This is a genomic window from Aquaspirillum sp. LM1 (assembly GCF_002002905.1).
Taxonomy (GTDB): Bacteria; Pseudomonadota; Gammaproteobacteria; order Burkholderiales; family Aquaspirillaceae; genus Rivihabitans.
The window spans coordinates 3,409,830-3,424,177 of record NZ_CP019509.1 but is presented as its reverse complement, the minus strand read 5'-3'; the positions used below and the strand labels follow the sequence as shown (position 1 = coordinate 3,424,177).

General features: G+C 62.1%; 18 protein-coding genes. 10 read left to right on the top strand and 8 right to left on the bottom strand.

All coding sequences use genetic code 11. The features are described 5' to 3' along the window. Positions 1 to 84 precede the first annotated feature (84 nt). The 7 genes from tsaA to cydP all read right to left on the bottom strand — a co-directional run bounded on the left by tsaA (position 85) and on the right by cydP (position 4,762). Positions 85 to 813: a tRNA (N6-threonylcarbamoyladenosine(37)-N6)-methyltransferase TrmO gene (gene tsaA / locus BXU06_RS14745; RefSeq protein WP_077301259.1), complete on the bottom strand. Its 729-nt coding sequence runs from the start codon at positions 811 to 813 to the stop codon at positions 85 to 87. Between the two features lie 155 nt (positions 814 to 968). Continuing rightward, on the bottom strand, positions 969 to 1,238 hold the full coding sequence (locus tag BXU06_RS14740; RefSeq protein ID WP_077301256.1) for a cyd operon YbgE family protein: 270 nt from the start codon (positions 1,236 to 1,238) through the stop codon (positions 969 to 971). Next, the gene (cydX, locus tag BXU06_RS14735) at positions 1,222 to 1,341 is read right to left on the bottom strand and encodes a cytochrome bd-I oxidase subunit CydX (RefSeq protein ID WP_077302945.1); all 120 of its coding nucleotides are present in this window, start codon (positions 1,339 to 1,341) and stop codon (positions 1,222 to 1,224) included. The genes BXU06_RS14740 and cydX overlap by 17 nt, the downstream gene beginning before the upstream one ends. A 128-nt stretch (positions 1,342 to 1,469) precedes the next feature. Then, positions 1,470 to 1,814 carry a hypothetical protein gene (locus BXU06_RS14730; RefSeq protein ID WP_077301253.1) on the bottom strand — a complete coding sequence of 115 codons (345 nt, stop codon included), beginning with the start codon at positions 1,812 to 1,814 and terminating at the stop codon, positions 1,470 to 1,472. Between the two features lie 34 nt (positions 1,815 to 1,848). Continuing rightward, positions 1,849 to 2,988: a cytochrome d ubiquinol oxidase subunit II gene (gene cydB / locus BXU06_RS14725; protein WP_171982235.1), complete on the bottom strand. Its 1,140-nt coding sequence runs from the start codon at positions 2,986 to 2,988 to the stop codon at positions 1,849 to 1,851. Between the two features lie 21 nt (positions 2,989 to 3,009). Further along, positions 3,010 to 4,578 carry a cytochrome ubiquinol oxidase subunit I gene (locus BXU06_RS14720; protein WP_077301248.1) on the bottom strand — a complete coding sequence of 523 codons (1,569 nt, stop codon included), beginning with the start codon at positions 4,576 to 4,578 and terminating at the stop codon, positions 3,010 to 3,012. Then, positions 4,568 to 4,762, bottom strand: coding sequence for a cytochrome oxidase putative small subunit CydP (cydP, locus tag BXU06_RS17525; protein ID WP_150125225.1), 195 nt, complete (start codon positions 4,760 to 4,762; stop codon positions 4,568 to 4,570). The genes BXU06_RS14720 and cydP overlap by 11 nt, the downstream gene beginning before the upstream one ends. A gap of 221 nt (positions 4,763 to 4,983) precedes the next feature. On the opposite strand from cydP, the gene BXU06_RS14715 reads away from it, so the two are divergent. Continuing rightward, positions 4,984 to 6,252 carry a sigma-54-dependent Fis family transcriptional regulator gene (locus BXU06_RS14715; protein ID WP_077301246.1) on the top strand — a complete coding sequence of 423 codons (1,269 nt, stop codon included), beginning with the start codon at positions 4,984 to 4,986 and terminating at the stop codon, positions 6,250 to 6,252. A gap of 263 nt (positions 6,253 to 6,515) precedes the next feature. On the opposite strand, the gene BXU06_RS14710 is transcribed toward BXU06_RS14715, so the two are convergent. Next, positions 6,516 to 7,268: a GNAT family N-acetyltransferase gene (locus BXU06_RS14710; protein WP_077301244.1), complete on the bottom strand. Its 753-nt coding sequence runs from the start codon at positions 7,266 to 7,268 to the stop codon at positions 6,516 to 6,518. A gap of 204 nt (positions 7,269 to 7,472) precedes the next feature. Between BXU06_RS14710 and mnmG the strand changes: the two genes are divergently transcribed. From mnmG to BXU06_RS14665, 9 genes are all read left to right on the top strand, one after another. Further along, entirely contained in the window at positions 7,473 to 9,374 is a 1,902-nt protein-coding gene (gene mnmG / locus BXU06_RS14705; protein WP_077301242.1) for a tRNA uridine-5-carboxymethylaminomethyl(34) synthesis enzyme MnmG, read from the top strand. Then, positions 9,364 to 9,987 carry a 16S rRNA (guanine(527)-N(7))-methyltransferase RsmG gene (gene rsmG / locus BXU06_RS14700; RefSeq protein ID WP_077301240.1) on the top strand — a complete coding sequence of 208 codons (624 nt, stop codon included), beginning with the start codon at positions 9,364 to 9,366 and terminating at the stop codon, positions 9,985 to 9,987. Before mnmG ends, rsmG begins: the two co-directional genes overlap by 11 nt. Before the next feature lie 18 nt (positions 9,988 to 10,005). Continuing rightward, complete coding sequence (locus BXU06_RS14695; protein WP_077301238.1) at positions 10,006 to 10,797, top strand: ParA family protein; 792 nt, start codon at positions 10,006 to 10,008, stop codon at positions 10,795 to 10,797. 2 nt (positions 10,798 to 10,799) lie between these two features. Continuing rightward, complete coding sequence (locus BXU06_RS14690; protein ID WP_077301235.1) at positions 10,800 to 11,642, top strand: ParB/RepB/Spo0J family partition protein; 843 nt, start codon at positions 10,800 to 10,802, stop codon at positions 11,640 to 11,642. 80 nt (positions 11,643 to 11,722) lie between these two features. Next, complete coding sequence (locus BXU06_RS14685; protein ID WP_077301232.1) at positions 11,723 to 12,121, top strand: ATP synthase subunit I; 399 nt, start codon at positions 11,723 to 11,725, stop codon at positions 12,119 to 12,121. A gap of 14 nt (positions 12,122 to 12,135) precedes the next feature. Next, positions 12,136 to 12,924, top strand: coding sequence for a F0F1 ATP synthase subunit A (atpB, locus tag BXU06_RS14680; protein ID WP_077301229.1), 789 nt, complete (start codon positions 12,136 to 12,138; stop codon positions 12,922 to 12,924). A gap of 63 nt (positions 12,925 to 12,987) precedes the next feature. Beyond that, on the top strand, positions 12,988 to 13,281 hold the full coding sequence (gene atpE / locus BXU06_RS14675; protein ID WP_077301226.1) for a F0F1 ATP synthase subunit C: 294 nt from the start codon (positions 12,988 to 12,990) through the stop codon (positions 13,279 to 13,281). A 46-nt stretch (positions 13,282 to 13,327) separates the two neighbouring features. After that, on the top strand, positions 13,328 to 13,798 hold the full coding sequence (locus BXU06_RS14670; RefSeq protein ID WP_077301223.1) for a F0F1 ATP synthase subunit B: 471 nt from the start codon (positions 13,328 to 13,330) through the stop codon (positions 13,796 to 13,798). Between the two features lie 7 nt (positions 13,799 to 13,805). After that, positions 13,806 to 14,342 (top strand): F0F1 ATP synthase subunit delta, encoded by a 537-nt coding sequence (locus tag BXU06_RS14665; protein WP_077301220.1) that lies wholly within the window; start codon positions 13,806 to 13,808, stop codon positions 14,340 to 14,342. Positions 14,343 to 14,348: the final 6 nt, after the last annotated feature.

Genomic DNA, 14,348 nt, shown 5'->3' with positions numbered 1-14,348 from the left:
TGCGAAGTCTCCTAAATATAAGGTCATGCGGGGTAAGCCGGCGGGCCGGCTGCCAAGAGAGGCTGGCTACCGGCTTGGACAAGATCAGCCTGCCGGGGTTCCTTGCACATGGGGGCAGGTGTCGATCACATCAAGTACGTAAGCGCGCTGCCCGTCAATCCGGAAGCGGATATTGTAATTATAGAGGTGCACGCCGTATTCGCGCGCCGGATTGTCCTGGTAGGCCGGGCGCGGGTCTTGCGCCAGCACTTCTTCAATCAATGCCGCCAGTTCGGGGTGCTGGGCTTGATGACGCTGCACGGCGGCAGCGGCGGCGGCGCTCCATTCCACCGCCAGCGTGGCCGGCGGGCCATCAACAAAGCCGCCGCGCGCCTGTGGCTGGCTGTCCACAAACGGGATATAGGGCTTGATATCGAGAATGGGCGTGCCGTCGAGCAGGTCCACGCCGCGCAGGCGCAGCACCACGCCATGTTCGCTGTCGATGCCGAGCAGTTCGGCCACGCTCAGCCCGAGTGGGTTGGGGCGGAAGGTGGAGCGGCTGGCAAAAACACCCACTCTGGCATTGCCGCCCAGCCGGGGCGGCCGCACGGTGGGCCGCCAGCCGTGTCCGGCGGTTTGGTGGAAGGCAAAAATCAGCCAGACATGAGAAAAGCTGTCCAGGCCACGCACGCTGTCAATCTGATTGTACGGCGGCAGCAGGGTCACGCTGGCCAGCGCATGCGGGGCCAGTCCCGGCTGGCGTGGGATGCCAAATTTTTCCCGGTAGGGGCTGTGCAGGATGCCGATGGGCTGCAAGGAGTAAGTGGAATGCATGGCGTATTGTTACGGGAGCCGGCGGCCAGAGCAAGCGTCGCTTGCCATGGCTGGGTGCATTTGGCACTTCGGCAAGAAAATGCCGGCGCAAGCGCCGGCAGCGGAGAAACCCTGGCGCACCGCCGGGGGCGGGCGGGGCCATGGCAATGCAAGGTTCAGAGCACGCGCCAGGCTGCCAGCGCCAATGCCAGCCCACAGGCTGGCGCACCCAGTAGCCAGCGTAGCGGTCGGCTGGACGGGACAAAGCCCACGCCGCGCACAAAGCCAGCGCACATTGCCCAGCACAGCCACAGTGCCGTCAAGGTGTCGGCGCTGCCATCCGCCTGGCGCAACAGCCGGGGGGCCAGCGTCAGCCCCAGCATCAGTGCCACCGCCAGCATCAGTAAGGCCGCGTGCGGTCGGGCCGAGTCAGGCCGGGCCTTCATCGCCACCGCCCTGACGATTGGGGGCGTATTCGCCCCACATGGCGTTGAGAATGGCCAGCAGCACGGCAAAGCCGAGCCCCAGTACCCAGGCGAAATACCACATGATCATGTCCTTTCTGGAAGATTCTCAAGTACGACTTGCAATGCTCAGCGTAGCGCTTCTGGCGAGGCGACCGCAGACGGTACGGTCACACCAGCACGCCAGGAGGGTTTTGTCCGCCGCGCTAAGGTTCAGGCTGGCGTACACACCCCCTTGCCGGCGCGCAAGGCCGGCAGGCTGTCGCCAGCCAGATACGCGGCCACGGCCACACCTGGCTCGGCCTGCGTCGTCAGCGCCAGCGTCACCCCCACCGCCGCCAGCCGTTGGGCCAGGTCGGCACCGCCATCGCGGGCCAGCACCGTCTGGCAGCGGCGCAGTGGATGAGTGTCCAGCGTGGCCAGACGCAGCATGGCGTTGGCCGACAGTGTCAGCCACTGCGCCTGGTCGCTGTCGGTGTCCAGCAGAATAAAGCGGGTGCATTTGCCCGGATGGGCGCTGACTTCCCGACCGTTCTGACAACAAATGGCGATGTGCATGTGCGCCATATCCTTTCTGCCGTGATGGCCCGACTCAATAGGCGCTGTGGCTGTGTTCACGGATGTACTCTGCCGTGACCTTGCCGGCCATCACCTGGTAGGCCCAGCGGGTGTAAAAAATGATCAAGGGCATGAAAATCACCGTGGCTCCCAGCATCAGCCCCAGCGTCAGCTGGCTGGAGGCGCTGTCCCATACCGTCAGACTGGAGGCCGGATGGCTGCTGGACGGCATGATGAATGGAAACATCGATGTTCCGGCGGTGGCAATCACCCCGCTGAGCGCCAGTGCCGAGGCCCAGAAGCCGGCAAAGGTGCGGCCCGCGCGCGCCAGCCAGGCGGTAGCCAGCCAGCCCAGATAGGCCGCCAGCGGCAGCCCCCAGGTCCACGGCCAGCGCTGGTAATTGGCCAGCCAGGCACCGGCCTGACGGCTGACTTCCTTGGCCAGCGGGTCGGGCAGGGCATTGGCCGCCACGGCAGAGGTGATCACATAGCCGTCGATGCTGCGCGCCAGCCACAGGCCCGCCACGGTGAAAGCCAGTGCCGCCACTGCCAGGCAAGCGTTCAGCCAGCGCCCGGCGCGGCGCTGGATCTCGCCTTCGGTGCGGTGCATCAGGTAAATCGCACCATGTGCGGTGACCATGGCACTGGACACCACGCCGCACAGCAGGGCAAACGGATTGAGCAAGGCCCAGAAGCTGCCCTGATACACCGACACCAGATCCGGGCGGAAGTAAAACGGCACGCCCTGCAGCAGATTGCCAAACGCCACGCCAAAAATCAGCGGCGGCACGGCCCCACCAATAAACAGCCCCCAGTCCCACAGCTGCCGCCAGCGCGGATGATGAATTTTGCTGCGGTAATCAAACCCCACCGGGCGGAAGAACAGCGCCCACAGCACTGCCAGCATGGCCCAGTAGAATCCAGAAAACGCCGTGGCATACACCAGCGGCCAGGCAGCAAAAATCGCCCCGCCGGCGGTGATGAACCACACCTGATTGCCGTCCCAGTGCGGGCCGACGGTGTTGATCACCACCCGACGCTCGATATCGTCGCGGCCAACAAAGGGCAGCAGCGTGCCCACGCCCATGTCGTGGCCATCCATGATGGCAAAGCCGATCAGCAACACGCCAACCAGCCCCCACCAGATCAGTTTCAAGGTTGCATATTCCAGCATCACGGTTCCTTTGCGTTGGCTTCAGTGGGCAAGATGGGGCTGGGTGCTGTCGCCGGCGTAGTGGCCGGTGCCCAGGCTGCCCGGGCCCTGACGGGCAAAGCGCACCATCAGGTACATTTCCACGCACAGCAGCACGGTATAAAAGCCGATGAAACCGGCCAGCGAGCCGTACAGGGATTCCACCGACAAGGTGGACACCGACAAATGCGTGGGCAGCACGCCGTAGATGGTCCACGGCTGGCGGCCATATTCCGCGACAAACCAGCCCAGCTCGCACGCCAGCCAGGGCATGGGCAGGCAGTACAGCGCCGCCTTGAGCAGGCGCGGACGGCGGGCAAAATCGCCTTTCACCGACGCCCACAGTGCCAGGCCAAACAGCACCAGCATGGCCATGCCCAGCGCCACCATCAGTCGGAAGCTCCAGAACATCGGTGCCACTTTCGGAATGGTGTCGCGCGCGGCGGCGTCGATCATCGCCGGCGTGGCGGTGCTGACATCGTCGGTGTATTTTTTCAGCAGCAGGCCAAAGCCCAGATCCGCCTTGTGGGCGTCAAAGCGCGCCAGTGCCATGGCATCATTGCGTTGCTGACGCAGCCGGGCCAACGCGGTCACTGCCTGCGCGCCAGAAACAATCCGTGCGCGATTGACGGCGATGATGTCGTGAATGCCGGGGATTGGCTGGCTGAGCGTGCGGGTGCCGATCAGGCCCATCAGCCAGGGAATCTGCACCTGCCAGTCGTTCTGCATGGTGGTTTCATTTGGCCAGGCCAGCACATTGAACGGCGCGGGTGCCGGCTCGGTGTGCCACATTGCTTCCATGGCGGCCAGCTTGGTTTGCTGCGCCTCGCCCACGGTGTAGCCGGATTCGTCCCCCAGCACGATCACCGAACACACGCTGGCAAAGCCAAATGCAGCGGCAATGCGAAAGCTCTTGCCGGCAAATTCGACATCGCGCCCGCGCAGCAGATACCAGCTGGAAATCGACAGCACGAACATCGCCCCGGTGACATAGCCCGCCGACACGGTATGCACGAACTTGGCCTGGGCGTCGGGGTTGAACACCACCGCCCAGAAGTCGGTCATTTCCATGCGCATGGTGTGATAGCTGAACTCGGCTCCTACCGGATTCTGCATCCAGCCATTGGCAATCAGAATCCACAAGGCCGACAGATTGGTGCCCACCGCCATCAGCAGCGTCACCAGCAAATGCTGGCGGCGCGACAAGCGGTCCCAGCCAAAAAAGAACAGGCCAATGAAGGTGGATTCCAGAAAAAACGCCATCAGCCCTTCGATGGCCAGCGGCGCGCCAAAGATATCGCCCACATAGTGCGAGTAATACGCCCAGTTGGTACCAAACTGGAATTCCATGGTGATGCCGGTGGTCACCCCCAGCGCAAAATTGATGCCGAACAGCTTGCCCCAGAAGCGGGTCATGTCTTGGTACACCTGCTTGCCGGTCATCACATAGGTGGCCTCCATGATCACCAGCAGCCAGGTCATGCCCAGCGTCAGCGGAACAAACAGAAAGTGGTAAAGTGCGGTCACGGCAAACTGCAAGCGTGACACGTCTACCACATGGTCAATGCTCATGTGCAGATCCTTTCGTATAAACAGCAACGGGCGGTGCAGCCAGCCGCCCGGCCATGCGTGTGTCGTCCACGCTGACCCGCTCGGGGCGGATGAATACCCACCACAGCGCGCACAACACACACAGCTTGGCTAGCACAATCCACCACAGATGGCGGGCCAGCGGGGAAAGATGGGAACGGAACATGGCTCCTCCTGATGACTCCAGGCTTTATCAACTTCCGTGCCAATGATGAAAACCAATAAAATTCAAATGATTACGTGTTTTTGCCTATCGGAAGGCTGGCAGTTTGGCAGCTTTGTCAGTGTCAGAATGGCAGTTAACACTGACGGTCTCGACACTTTAGCGCGTGCCAACGCTGCTGCCGATGCGGCATATCGTCGCAAGCCTGCCGTGCCGGAGATGCCATGAGCCTGCCCGCCATCCCGGCCGAGCTGCGCTCGCTGCTGGAGCAACTGCCCGAGCCGCACATCCTGTTCACCCCGGATTACCGCATCGTGTTCGCCAACCGCGCCTATCGCGATTCACACGGCAGTGGGCGCGCACTGCTTGGGCAAACCTGCTATCACGTCTCGCATCACTACGACGCACCGTGTGATGAATCCGGCGAAAGCTGTCCGTTGGCGCGCAGCCGGCAATCCGGCCAGCGCGAGCGCGTGCTGCATCTGCATCACACCCCGCATGGCGAGGAATACGTCGATATCGAGCTGATTCCGCTGCGCAATGCCCATGGCGAAATCAGCTGGTTTGTCGAGCGCATGACGCCGTTGCCCAGCGCCCGTCGCCATGGCGACGACGGCCTGATTGGCCGGGCACCAACGTTTGTGCGCATGCTGGAGCAGATCAGCCGGGTGGCACCGTCAGACGCCACTGTGTTGTTGCAAGGCGAATCGGGCTCAGGCAAGGAGCTGGTGGCGCAGGCGATACACCGCGCCAGCAAGCGTGCCAACCGGCCCTTTGTGGTGGTGGATTGTTCCGGCCTGCCGGAAACCCTGTTCGAGAGCGCGCTGTTTGGCCACGAGCGCGGTGCCTTCACCGGTGCGGTCAGCCGCCAGATCGGGCTGATCGAAGCGGCTCAGGGCGGCACGCTGTTTCTGGATGAAGTGGGGGATATTCCGCTGACCTTGCAGGTCAAGCTGCTGCGCCTGCTGGAAACCGGCGCTTTTCGTCGAGTTGGCTCGGTTGAGCCACGCCACGCTGATGTGCGGGTGATCTCCGCCACCCACCGGCCATTGCGGCAGATGGTGGCGGACGGGCGCTTTCGTCAGGATTTGTTCTTCCGGCTGAACACCTTTCCGATTGCCCTGCCACCCTTGCGCGCCCGGCGCGAGGACATCCCGGCGCTGACCGAAGCGTTGCTGGAACGCGTCGCACCCGGTCGTGGGCTGCGCCTGAGCCCGACCGCGCTGGCCCGGCTGGCCGGCATGCCGTTTCCGGGCAATGTGCGCGAACTACGCAACCTGCTGGAGCGCGCCAGCCTGCTGTGCGATGGCGCACAAATCGAGCCTCAGCACCTGGACGACCCGCTGGACAGCCCCTGGCTGGTACCCGCCGCCACGCTCCCGGTTGCCACCGCGCCAGCAAATAGCCCAGCCAGCCGCAAGGCGCTGGCCACGCAACTGGGCATCAGCGAACGCACGCTGTACCGACGGCTGAAGACGGGCTGGCGACCGTAAAACTTCACCAGCGCCCTCAAATGAACCTGAGCCGCAGCCAGTGGGCGTGCCCTGTGGGGCTCATGCCGGCGTGCCGAAGAAAAGCGTGGTACGCAAGCCGGCGCAGGCACTTGGGAGGCGTGTTTCGACAGCTGGCGCAGCGGAAGCTGAGGTAAGCGATGCGGTGCCGTGGCACCAAGAAAGCGGGGCCGCGTGAGCGTCCCCGTTCAGCCGCGTTGAGCGGCGCGCAACATGCATGAAGGCTCCCGGCTTGGCCGGGGGAGTTAATGCTCGGCCACAAAATGCTTGTTATACCGGTCGGTCACCCGTCCCATCGGCAGCAGCATGAAAAAATCAGCGCAGTTAAAATCAGGGTCCCAGGCCGGTTCGCCGCAAACAAACGAACCGGCGCGCAAATAGCCCTTGATCAGCGCCGGAATCGCCACATCGACGGTATCGCTCAGCTCGGCCAGTGGCAGCGGTAGGTGCGGAAACACCCGCCAGTCGGTCGGGGCCAGGTGGGTGGCCTCCAGCTTGCGATACAGGCTGGCGGCCTGATGGCCACCGTCGTTCAGGCTGACGCTGGCGCAGCCGGCCAGGTATTCGGCATTCTGTTCGCGCACATACTGGGCCAGGCCCGACCAGAGCAGGGCAATGGTGCCGCCCGTGCGGTAATCGGGGTGAACACAGGAGCGGCCCACTTCTACCAGGCGGTCGCGCACATGCGTCAGCCGCGACAGGTCAAACTCATGTTCGGAATACAGTTGCGGCGCACGGCGGGCGTTGTCCGGGCTGAGCATGCGGTAGGTGCCGATCACTTCGCCGCTGGCCTGGTTGAGCACGATCAGGTGATCGCACAGTTCGTCGTAGTCGTCGCAGTCAATGCCCATTTCCGCCGAAGCCAGCCGGGCACCCATTTCTTCGCCAAAAATGCGGTAGCGCAGCTTTTGCGCCTGGCGCACTTCGTCGGCGCTTTGTGCCAGGCGCACGGTGAGGCGCGCCGCGCGCGGGGCACGGGCAAGTCGTTCTTGCAGCATGTTTTTCTCCCGATCATGGTTGACGCTCAGTGTGCAATCGGGCGATGACAGCGGTTTGACATCGACATGAAGGAATCGTGTCGCCGGGGAAGCCCAGGCAGGAAAATGGCTGGCTGTTGGGAAATCAACAACTTACATCGAGAACGGTTTTCGCATACAATATTGCCCCCTGTTTGTGAATATTTTTCTGCCGGTGAGGGCGCAATGATCTACCCCACTCAGTTTGACGTGATTGTTGTTGGCGGCGGCCACGCCGGCACCGAAGCTGCACTGGCAGCCGCCCGCATGGGCCGGTCTACCCTGCTGCTTAGCCACAATATTGAAACGCTGGGCCAGATGTCGTGCAATCCGTCGATTGGCGGCATCGGCAAGGGGCATCTGGTGCGCGAGGTGGATGCGCTGGGCGGCGCCATGGCGCTGGCCACCGACATCGGCGGCATCCAGTTTCGCACGCTGAACAGCTCGAAAGGCCCGGCGGTGCGCGCCACCCGCGCCCAGGCCGACCGGGTGCGCTACAAGGCGGCCATCCGCCATATGCTGGAAAACCAGGACAATCTCTTGCTGTTTCAGCAGGCGGTGGATGACTTGTTGCTGGACGGCGACCGGGTGGCCGGGGTGATCACCCAGGCCGGCATCACTTTTCGCGCCCGTTCGGTGGTGCTGACCGCCGGGACCTTTTTGTCCGGCAAAATTCATATTGGCCTGGAACACTACGTGGGCGGTCGCGCCGGCGACCCGGCGGCGCTGACGCTGGGCGCGCGCCTGCGCGAGCTGGCCTTGCCGGTGGGCCGGCTGAAAACCGGCACGCCGCCGCGTCTGGACGGACGTACCATCCGCTTTGACCAGCTGGAAGTGCAGCCGGGCGATGACCCGCGCCCGGTGTTTTCGGTGCGCGGCTCGCGCGAGATGCACCCGCGTCAGCTGCCGTGCTGGATCACCCACACCAATACCCAGACCCACGACATCATCCGCTCCGGCTTTGACCGCTCACCGATGTTTACCGGGGTAATCGAAGGCGTTGGTCCGCGCTATTGTCCGTCGATCGAAGACAAGATCAACCGTTTTGCCGACCGTGACAGTCACCAGATTTTTCTCGAGCCGGAAGGGCTGGATACCCACGAAATCTACCCGAACGGCATTTCCACCAGTCTGCCGTTCGATATCCAGCTGGCGGCAGTGCGCAGCATGCGCGGGCTGGAAAATGTGCATATCCTGCGCCCCGGCTACGCCATCGAATACGATTACTTTGACCCGCGCGCCCTGAAGTCCAGCCTGGAAAGCAAGCATATTGCCGGGCTGTTCTTTGCCGGCCAGATCAACGGCACCACTGGTTACGAAGAAGCGGCGGCACAAGGCTGTCTGGCCGGGATCAACGCCGGGCTGCTGGTGCAGGAGCGTGACAGCTGGTGCCCTGGCCGTGACCAGGCCTATCTGGGGGTGCTGGTGGATGACCTGATTACCCGTGGGGTGACCGAGCCGTACCGGATGTTCACCAGCCGCGCCGAGTTTCGCCTGCAATTGCGCGAGGACAACGCCGACTTGCGCCTGACGGATATGGGCCGCCAGTTGGGGGTGGTGGGCGATGCGCAGTGGGCGGTGTTCAGTCGCAAGCGCGACGCGGTGGCAGCCGAGCTGGAGCGCTTGCGCACCACCTGGGTGAATCCGCGCGTGCTGGCCGCTGCCGACGCCGAGCGGGTGCTGGGCAAGGGTATCGAACGCGAATACAGCCTGCAGGATTTGCTGCGCCGCCCTGGGGTGGATTACGCCAGCCTGGCCACCCTGCCTGGTTTTGGCGCAGAAGCCGCGCCGGCGGAGGTTGCCGAGCAGGTGGAAATTCAGGTCAAATACCAAGGCTATATTGACCGTCAGGCTGAAGAAAACGCCCGCCGCGACCAGATCGAAACCGTATTGCTGCCCGCCGCGATGGACTACGCGCAGGTGCCTGGCTTATCTAAAGAAGTGCAACAAAAACTGACGCAGCATCGCCCGGAAACCCTGGGTCAGGCATCGCGCCTGTCCGGCATGACCCCGGCGGCGGTGTCGCTGCTGCTGGTGTATCTGAAACGCGCCCACGCTGAGGCCCGAAAGACTTCCCATGACGCTTGAACAAGAACTCGAACACGGCCTGGCAGTGCTGGGCCTGGATTTTTCCGCTGAACAGGTGGCCCGGCTGAATCAGTATCTGGCCCTGCTGGACAAGTGGAACAAAACCTATAACCTGACCGCCGTGCGCGAAACCGAGCGCATGGTGGCCTACCATGTGCTCGACAGCCTGAGCGCCTTGCCGCATGTCCGGGGTGGGCGGGTGCTGGACGTGGGCTCCGGCGGCGGCATGCCCGGCATGCTGTTTGCCATTGCCCGCCCGGACTGGCAGCTGACCCTGCTGGACGCCAACCACAAGAAAACCACCTTCCTGCGTCAGGCGGTGATTGAGCTGGGGTTGGACAATGTGGACGTGCAGTGCGAGCGCGCCGAAGCGCTGCAGGTCAGCGCGCCGTTTGACGTGATCACCTCGCGGGCATTTGCCGAACTGGCCGAGTTTGTGCGGCTGACCCGGCCACTGCTGGCCGAAGGTGGCGTGTGGGCCGCCCTGAAAGGCGTGTATCCTTACGAAGAAATTGCCCAGCTGCCCGAGGACATCCGTGTGGTGTCGGTGCAGGAACTCAAGGTGCCAGGGCTGGATGCGGAACGGCATCTGGTGACCCTGGCGCGTGCATAACCCATAAGGAAGTCCGGCATGGCAACGGTTATTGCGATCACCAACCAAAAAGGCGGCGTCGGCAAAACCACCACCGTGGTCAACCTGGCCGCCAGTTTTGCTGCCCTGGGCCTGCGTGTGCTGGTGGTGGACCTCGATCCGCAAGCCAACGCCACCATGGGCAGCGGCGTGGACAAGTCCCGGCTGCCTGGCGGCGGCCTGTACAGCCTGCTGCTGGGCGAGGCCAGCCTGGAAGCCATTCGCTGCCGGTCGGAGTCTGGCGGCTATGACGTGCTGCCGGCCAACCGCGAACTGGGCGGTGCCGAAGTCGAGCTGGTGTCGGCCCCGCGCCGCGAACAGCGCCTGAAAGATGCGCTGGCCGCCGTGCGCGACGAGTATGACCTGATGATTCTGGACTGCCCGCCAGCGCTGAATCTGCTGACGCTGAATGGCCTGGCTGCTGCCAGCCGGATCATCATTCCGATGCAGTGCGAATATTATGCGCTGGAAGGCCTGTCGGACCTGGTCAACACCCTGAAGAAAGTCCGGGCGTCGCTCAACCCCGGCATTGACATCCTCGGCTTGCTGCGCACCATGTACGACCCGCGCAGCACGCTGGCTCAGCAGGTGGCAGCGCAGTTGAGTGAACACTTCCGTGATAAAGTGTTCGATACTGCCATCCCGCGCAACATCCGTCTGGCCGAAGCCCCCAGCTATGGCATGCCGGCGCTGGTGTACGACCGCAGTTCGCGCGGGGCCAAGGCTTACGTGGCCCTGGCGGCAGAAATCGCCGGACGGCTCCATCTCACCTTACCCAAGCAAACGGCTTAACTATGGTCAAACCCAAAGGACTCGGTCGCGGGCTGGATGCCCTGCTGGCAGTCAATCACAGCGATGATCAGCTGCAGACCTTGCCGGTGACGGCCATTCAGCCGGGCAAATACCAGCCACGCACGCGCATGGATGCGGCATCGCTGGAGTCCCTGGCGGAATCGATTCGCGCCCAGGGGGTGATCCAGCCACTGGTGGTGCGTCCGGTGGGCTACGAGCGCTACGAGCTGATTGCCGGCGAACGGCGCTGGCGCGCCTGCCAACTGGCCGGCCTGAGCGAGGTGGCGGCCATTGTGCGCACCGTGCCGGACGAAGCCGCGCTGGCGATGGCGCTGATTGAAAATATTCAGCGCGAAGGGCTCAATCCGCTGGAAGAAGCGCTGGGCCTGAAGCGGCTGGCTGACGAATTTGGCATGACCCACGAAGCCGTGGCGGCGGCGGTGGGCCGCTCGCGCAGCGCCGTCAGTAACCTGTTGCGTCTGCTCAATCTGGCTGAGCCGGTGCAGGCGCTGGTCAACGATGGCAAGCTGGACATGGGTCATGCCCGTGCGCTGCTCACCCTGCCGGTGATGCAGCAGGTCAGCCTGGCACAGGACATTGCTGAACGTGGTCTGTCGGTGCGCGATGCCGAGCAGCGTGCCCAGCAGCTCTTGCATCCCCCGCTGGTTCGCCCTCAGGCCGGGGCCGATCCGGACGTATTGCGGCTGGCTGAGGAGGTCTCTGAGCGTGTGGGGGCCAAGGTGATGATCCGGCCTGGCAAGCATGGGAGCGGCAAGTTGCTGGTGGAGTACGCCTCACTCGATCAGCTGGACACGCTGATTGCCGCGCTGAGCCGTCGTTCGTGAAATTTTCAAGCCTTTCAGATGTTTAAAACATGGCCGGTCTTGTATAAGACTGCGCTATTCATTGACGGACGCGATGCCCTGTGAGTATAATCTCTGAGTTCGTGCTTGGGCTGCCCAAGCAACTGGCCCATACCGTAAGTAATGTTCTGGTCTGGCAAATTCGTCTGGCGCTGCCGATTATCATCCTCTGCACCGTGCTGGGCCTGCCGGATTGGCATCCCGCCCTGTCTGCCGTCATGGGCGCACTGGTCGGTATCGTGCCAGCGCTGGTTTATGTTCGTGTCGCCTACCGCCAACCGCGAGGCGCACCCGGAAGATTGCTGGCAGCTCACTTTGTGGCCGAAGCTGCCAAGCTGGCCGTCACGGTACTGATGTTCGTACTGGTTCTGTGGCTATATAAGGATGTTGTGCCGTTAGCGTTATTTTCAAGTTTTTTTGCAACGCTGGCGGCCTATTGGATCGCCCTTCTATCTAAATAAATCGAGAACGTGTTATGGCAGGCTCCGCTACTGACTACATCAAGCACCACCTGACTCACGCCAAAGCGCCACATGATGGCGGTTTTTGGTCGCTCAACGTCGATACCTTCTCCGTATCGCTGCTGCTGGGTTTTATCTTTCTGTTCGTGTTTGCCCGCGTGGTGCGCACGTTCAGCATTGAAAAGCCGGGCCGTCTGCAGTGTCTGGTGGAAATCATCGTCGACATGGTGGCCACTCAGGTGAAAGACATCTTCCATGCCAAGAGCGCCATGGTGGCCCCGCTGGCACTGACCGTGTTCTGCTGGGTGTTCCTGATGAACGCGATGGACATGCTGCCGGTGGATTTCCTGCCCTACATCGCCCAACTGATTGGCGGTGCCCTGGGTGCTGACCCGCATCACGTTTATCTGCGTGTGGTGCCTTCCGCTGACGTTAACGCGACTTTCGCCATGTCCCTGTCGGTGATGATCCTGATCATTGCCTTCTCGATCAAGGCCAAGGGCTTTGGCGGTTACATGCACGAGCTGTTCTCCGCGCCGTTTGGCCCGAAGGTTGGCCCGATCAACTTCATCTTCCAGCTGATCGAACTGATTGCCAAGCCGATTTCCCTGGCACTGCGGTTGTTCGGCAACATGTACGCTGGCGAACTGATTTTCATCCTGATTGCCCTGCTGCCGTGGTATATGCAGTGGCTGCTGGGCGCTCCGTGGGCCATCTTCCACATCCTGGTAATCACGCTGCAAGCGTTCGTGTTCATGATGCTGACCATCGTGTACCTGAGCCTGGCCGTGGAAGACCACTGATTCAACGCGATTTTCGCAAATAAGTTTTCTCAACCATCCTTCTGTAATCCTTAGGAGATATCAATGGAAGCACTCGTTTCGCAGATTCAGGGCATGACCGCACTGGCCGCTGCCATCATGATTGGCTTGGGCGCCATCGGCACCGCACTGGGTTTCGGCATTCTGGGCGGCAAGTTCCTGGAAAGCTCGGCCCGTCAACCGGAAATGATCCCGGTTCTGCAAACCAAGCTGTTCATTATCGCTGGTCTGCTTGATGCCATCTCCATGATCGGCGTGGGTGTCGGTCTGCTGTACACCTTCAACAACCCGTTCCTGACCTCCGCCCTGGCTGTTGTCAAGGCAGGCGCTGGCGCTTAATTTGCCGCAAGTCCGGTTGTTGTAAACACTCTGGGGGAAAACAAGCGTGGATATTAACGCGACACTGCTGGGACAGGCGATTACCTTCGCTGTTCTGGTGTGGTTCACCATGAAATTTGTTTGGCCTCCGCTGACCAACATGATGGACGAGCGCGCCAAGCGCATTGCTGATGGCTTGGCCGCTGCGGAACGCGGTAAACAGGATCTGGAACAGGCATCTCTGCGTGTCGAGGCTGAAATTCGTGCTGCCAAGCAACAGGCAACCGAACTCATCCTCACCGCCGAGAAACGTGCCAACCAGGTCATCGATGAAGCGAAACAGGCTGCCCGGACCGAAGGCGAACGCATTATTGCTGACGCCAAGGCCGAGATTGATCAGGAAGTGCTGCGCGCCAAAGAAGCTCTGCGCAGCCAAGTGGCCAGCATTGCCGTCGCCGGCGCAGAGAAGATCCTGCGCAAGGAAATCGATGCAGCCAAACACGCTGATCTGCTAGCCTCCATCAAAGCGGAGTTGTAATTAACTCATGGCAGAAATCATTACCGTAGCGAGGCCTTACGCCGAAGCGGTATTCCGGTTGGCCAAAGATGAGAAGCGCCTGCTCCCCTGGGGCGACGCGCTGACCATCCTTGCTGCCATGATGGAAAACTCGGATGCGGTGACGTATGTCACCCATCCGAAGCGTACCGCTCAAGAGGCCGAAAAGCTGATCGTCGATGTGCTAGGTGACCGCGCCGACAGCGAAGTAAAAAACTTCATTGCCGTGCTGCTGGAAAACCACCGTCTGACGTTGCTACCGGAAATTGCCAGACAGTTTGAACTCCTTAAATCGCGTGAAGAGAGCGTGGTGGAAGCCACGGTCGAATCCGCCTTTCCGCTGAACGATGCTCAGGCCGCTGAACTTGCCACAACGCTTAAAGCGCAATTTGGCAAGGACATCCGGCTTTCGACGAGCGTCGACCCCAACCTGATCGGTGGGGTGCGGATCAAGGTGGGCGACGAAGTCATTGACGCCTCGGTGCGCGGCAAACTGCAAGCAATGGCGGTAAGCCTCAAAAGTTAGGAGAGA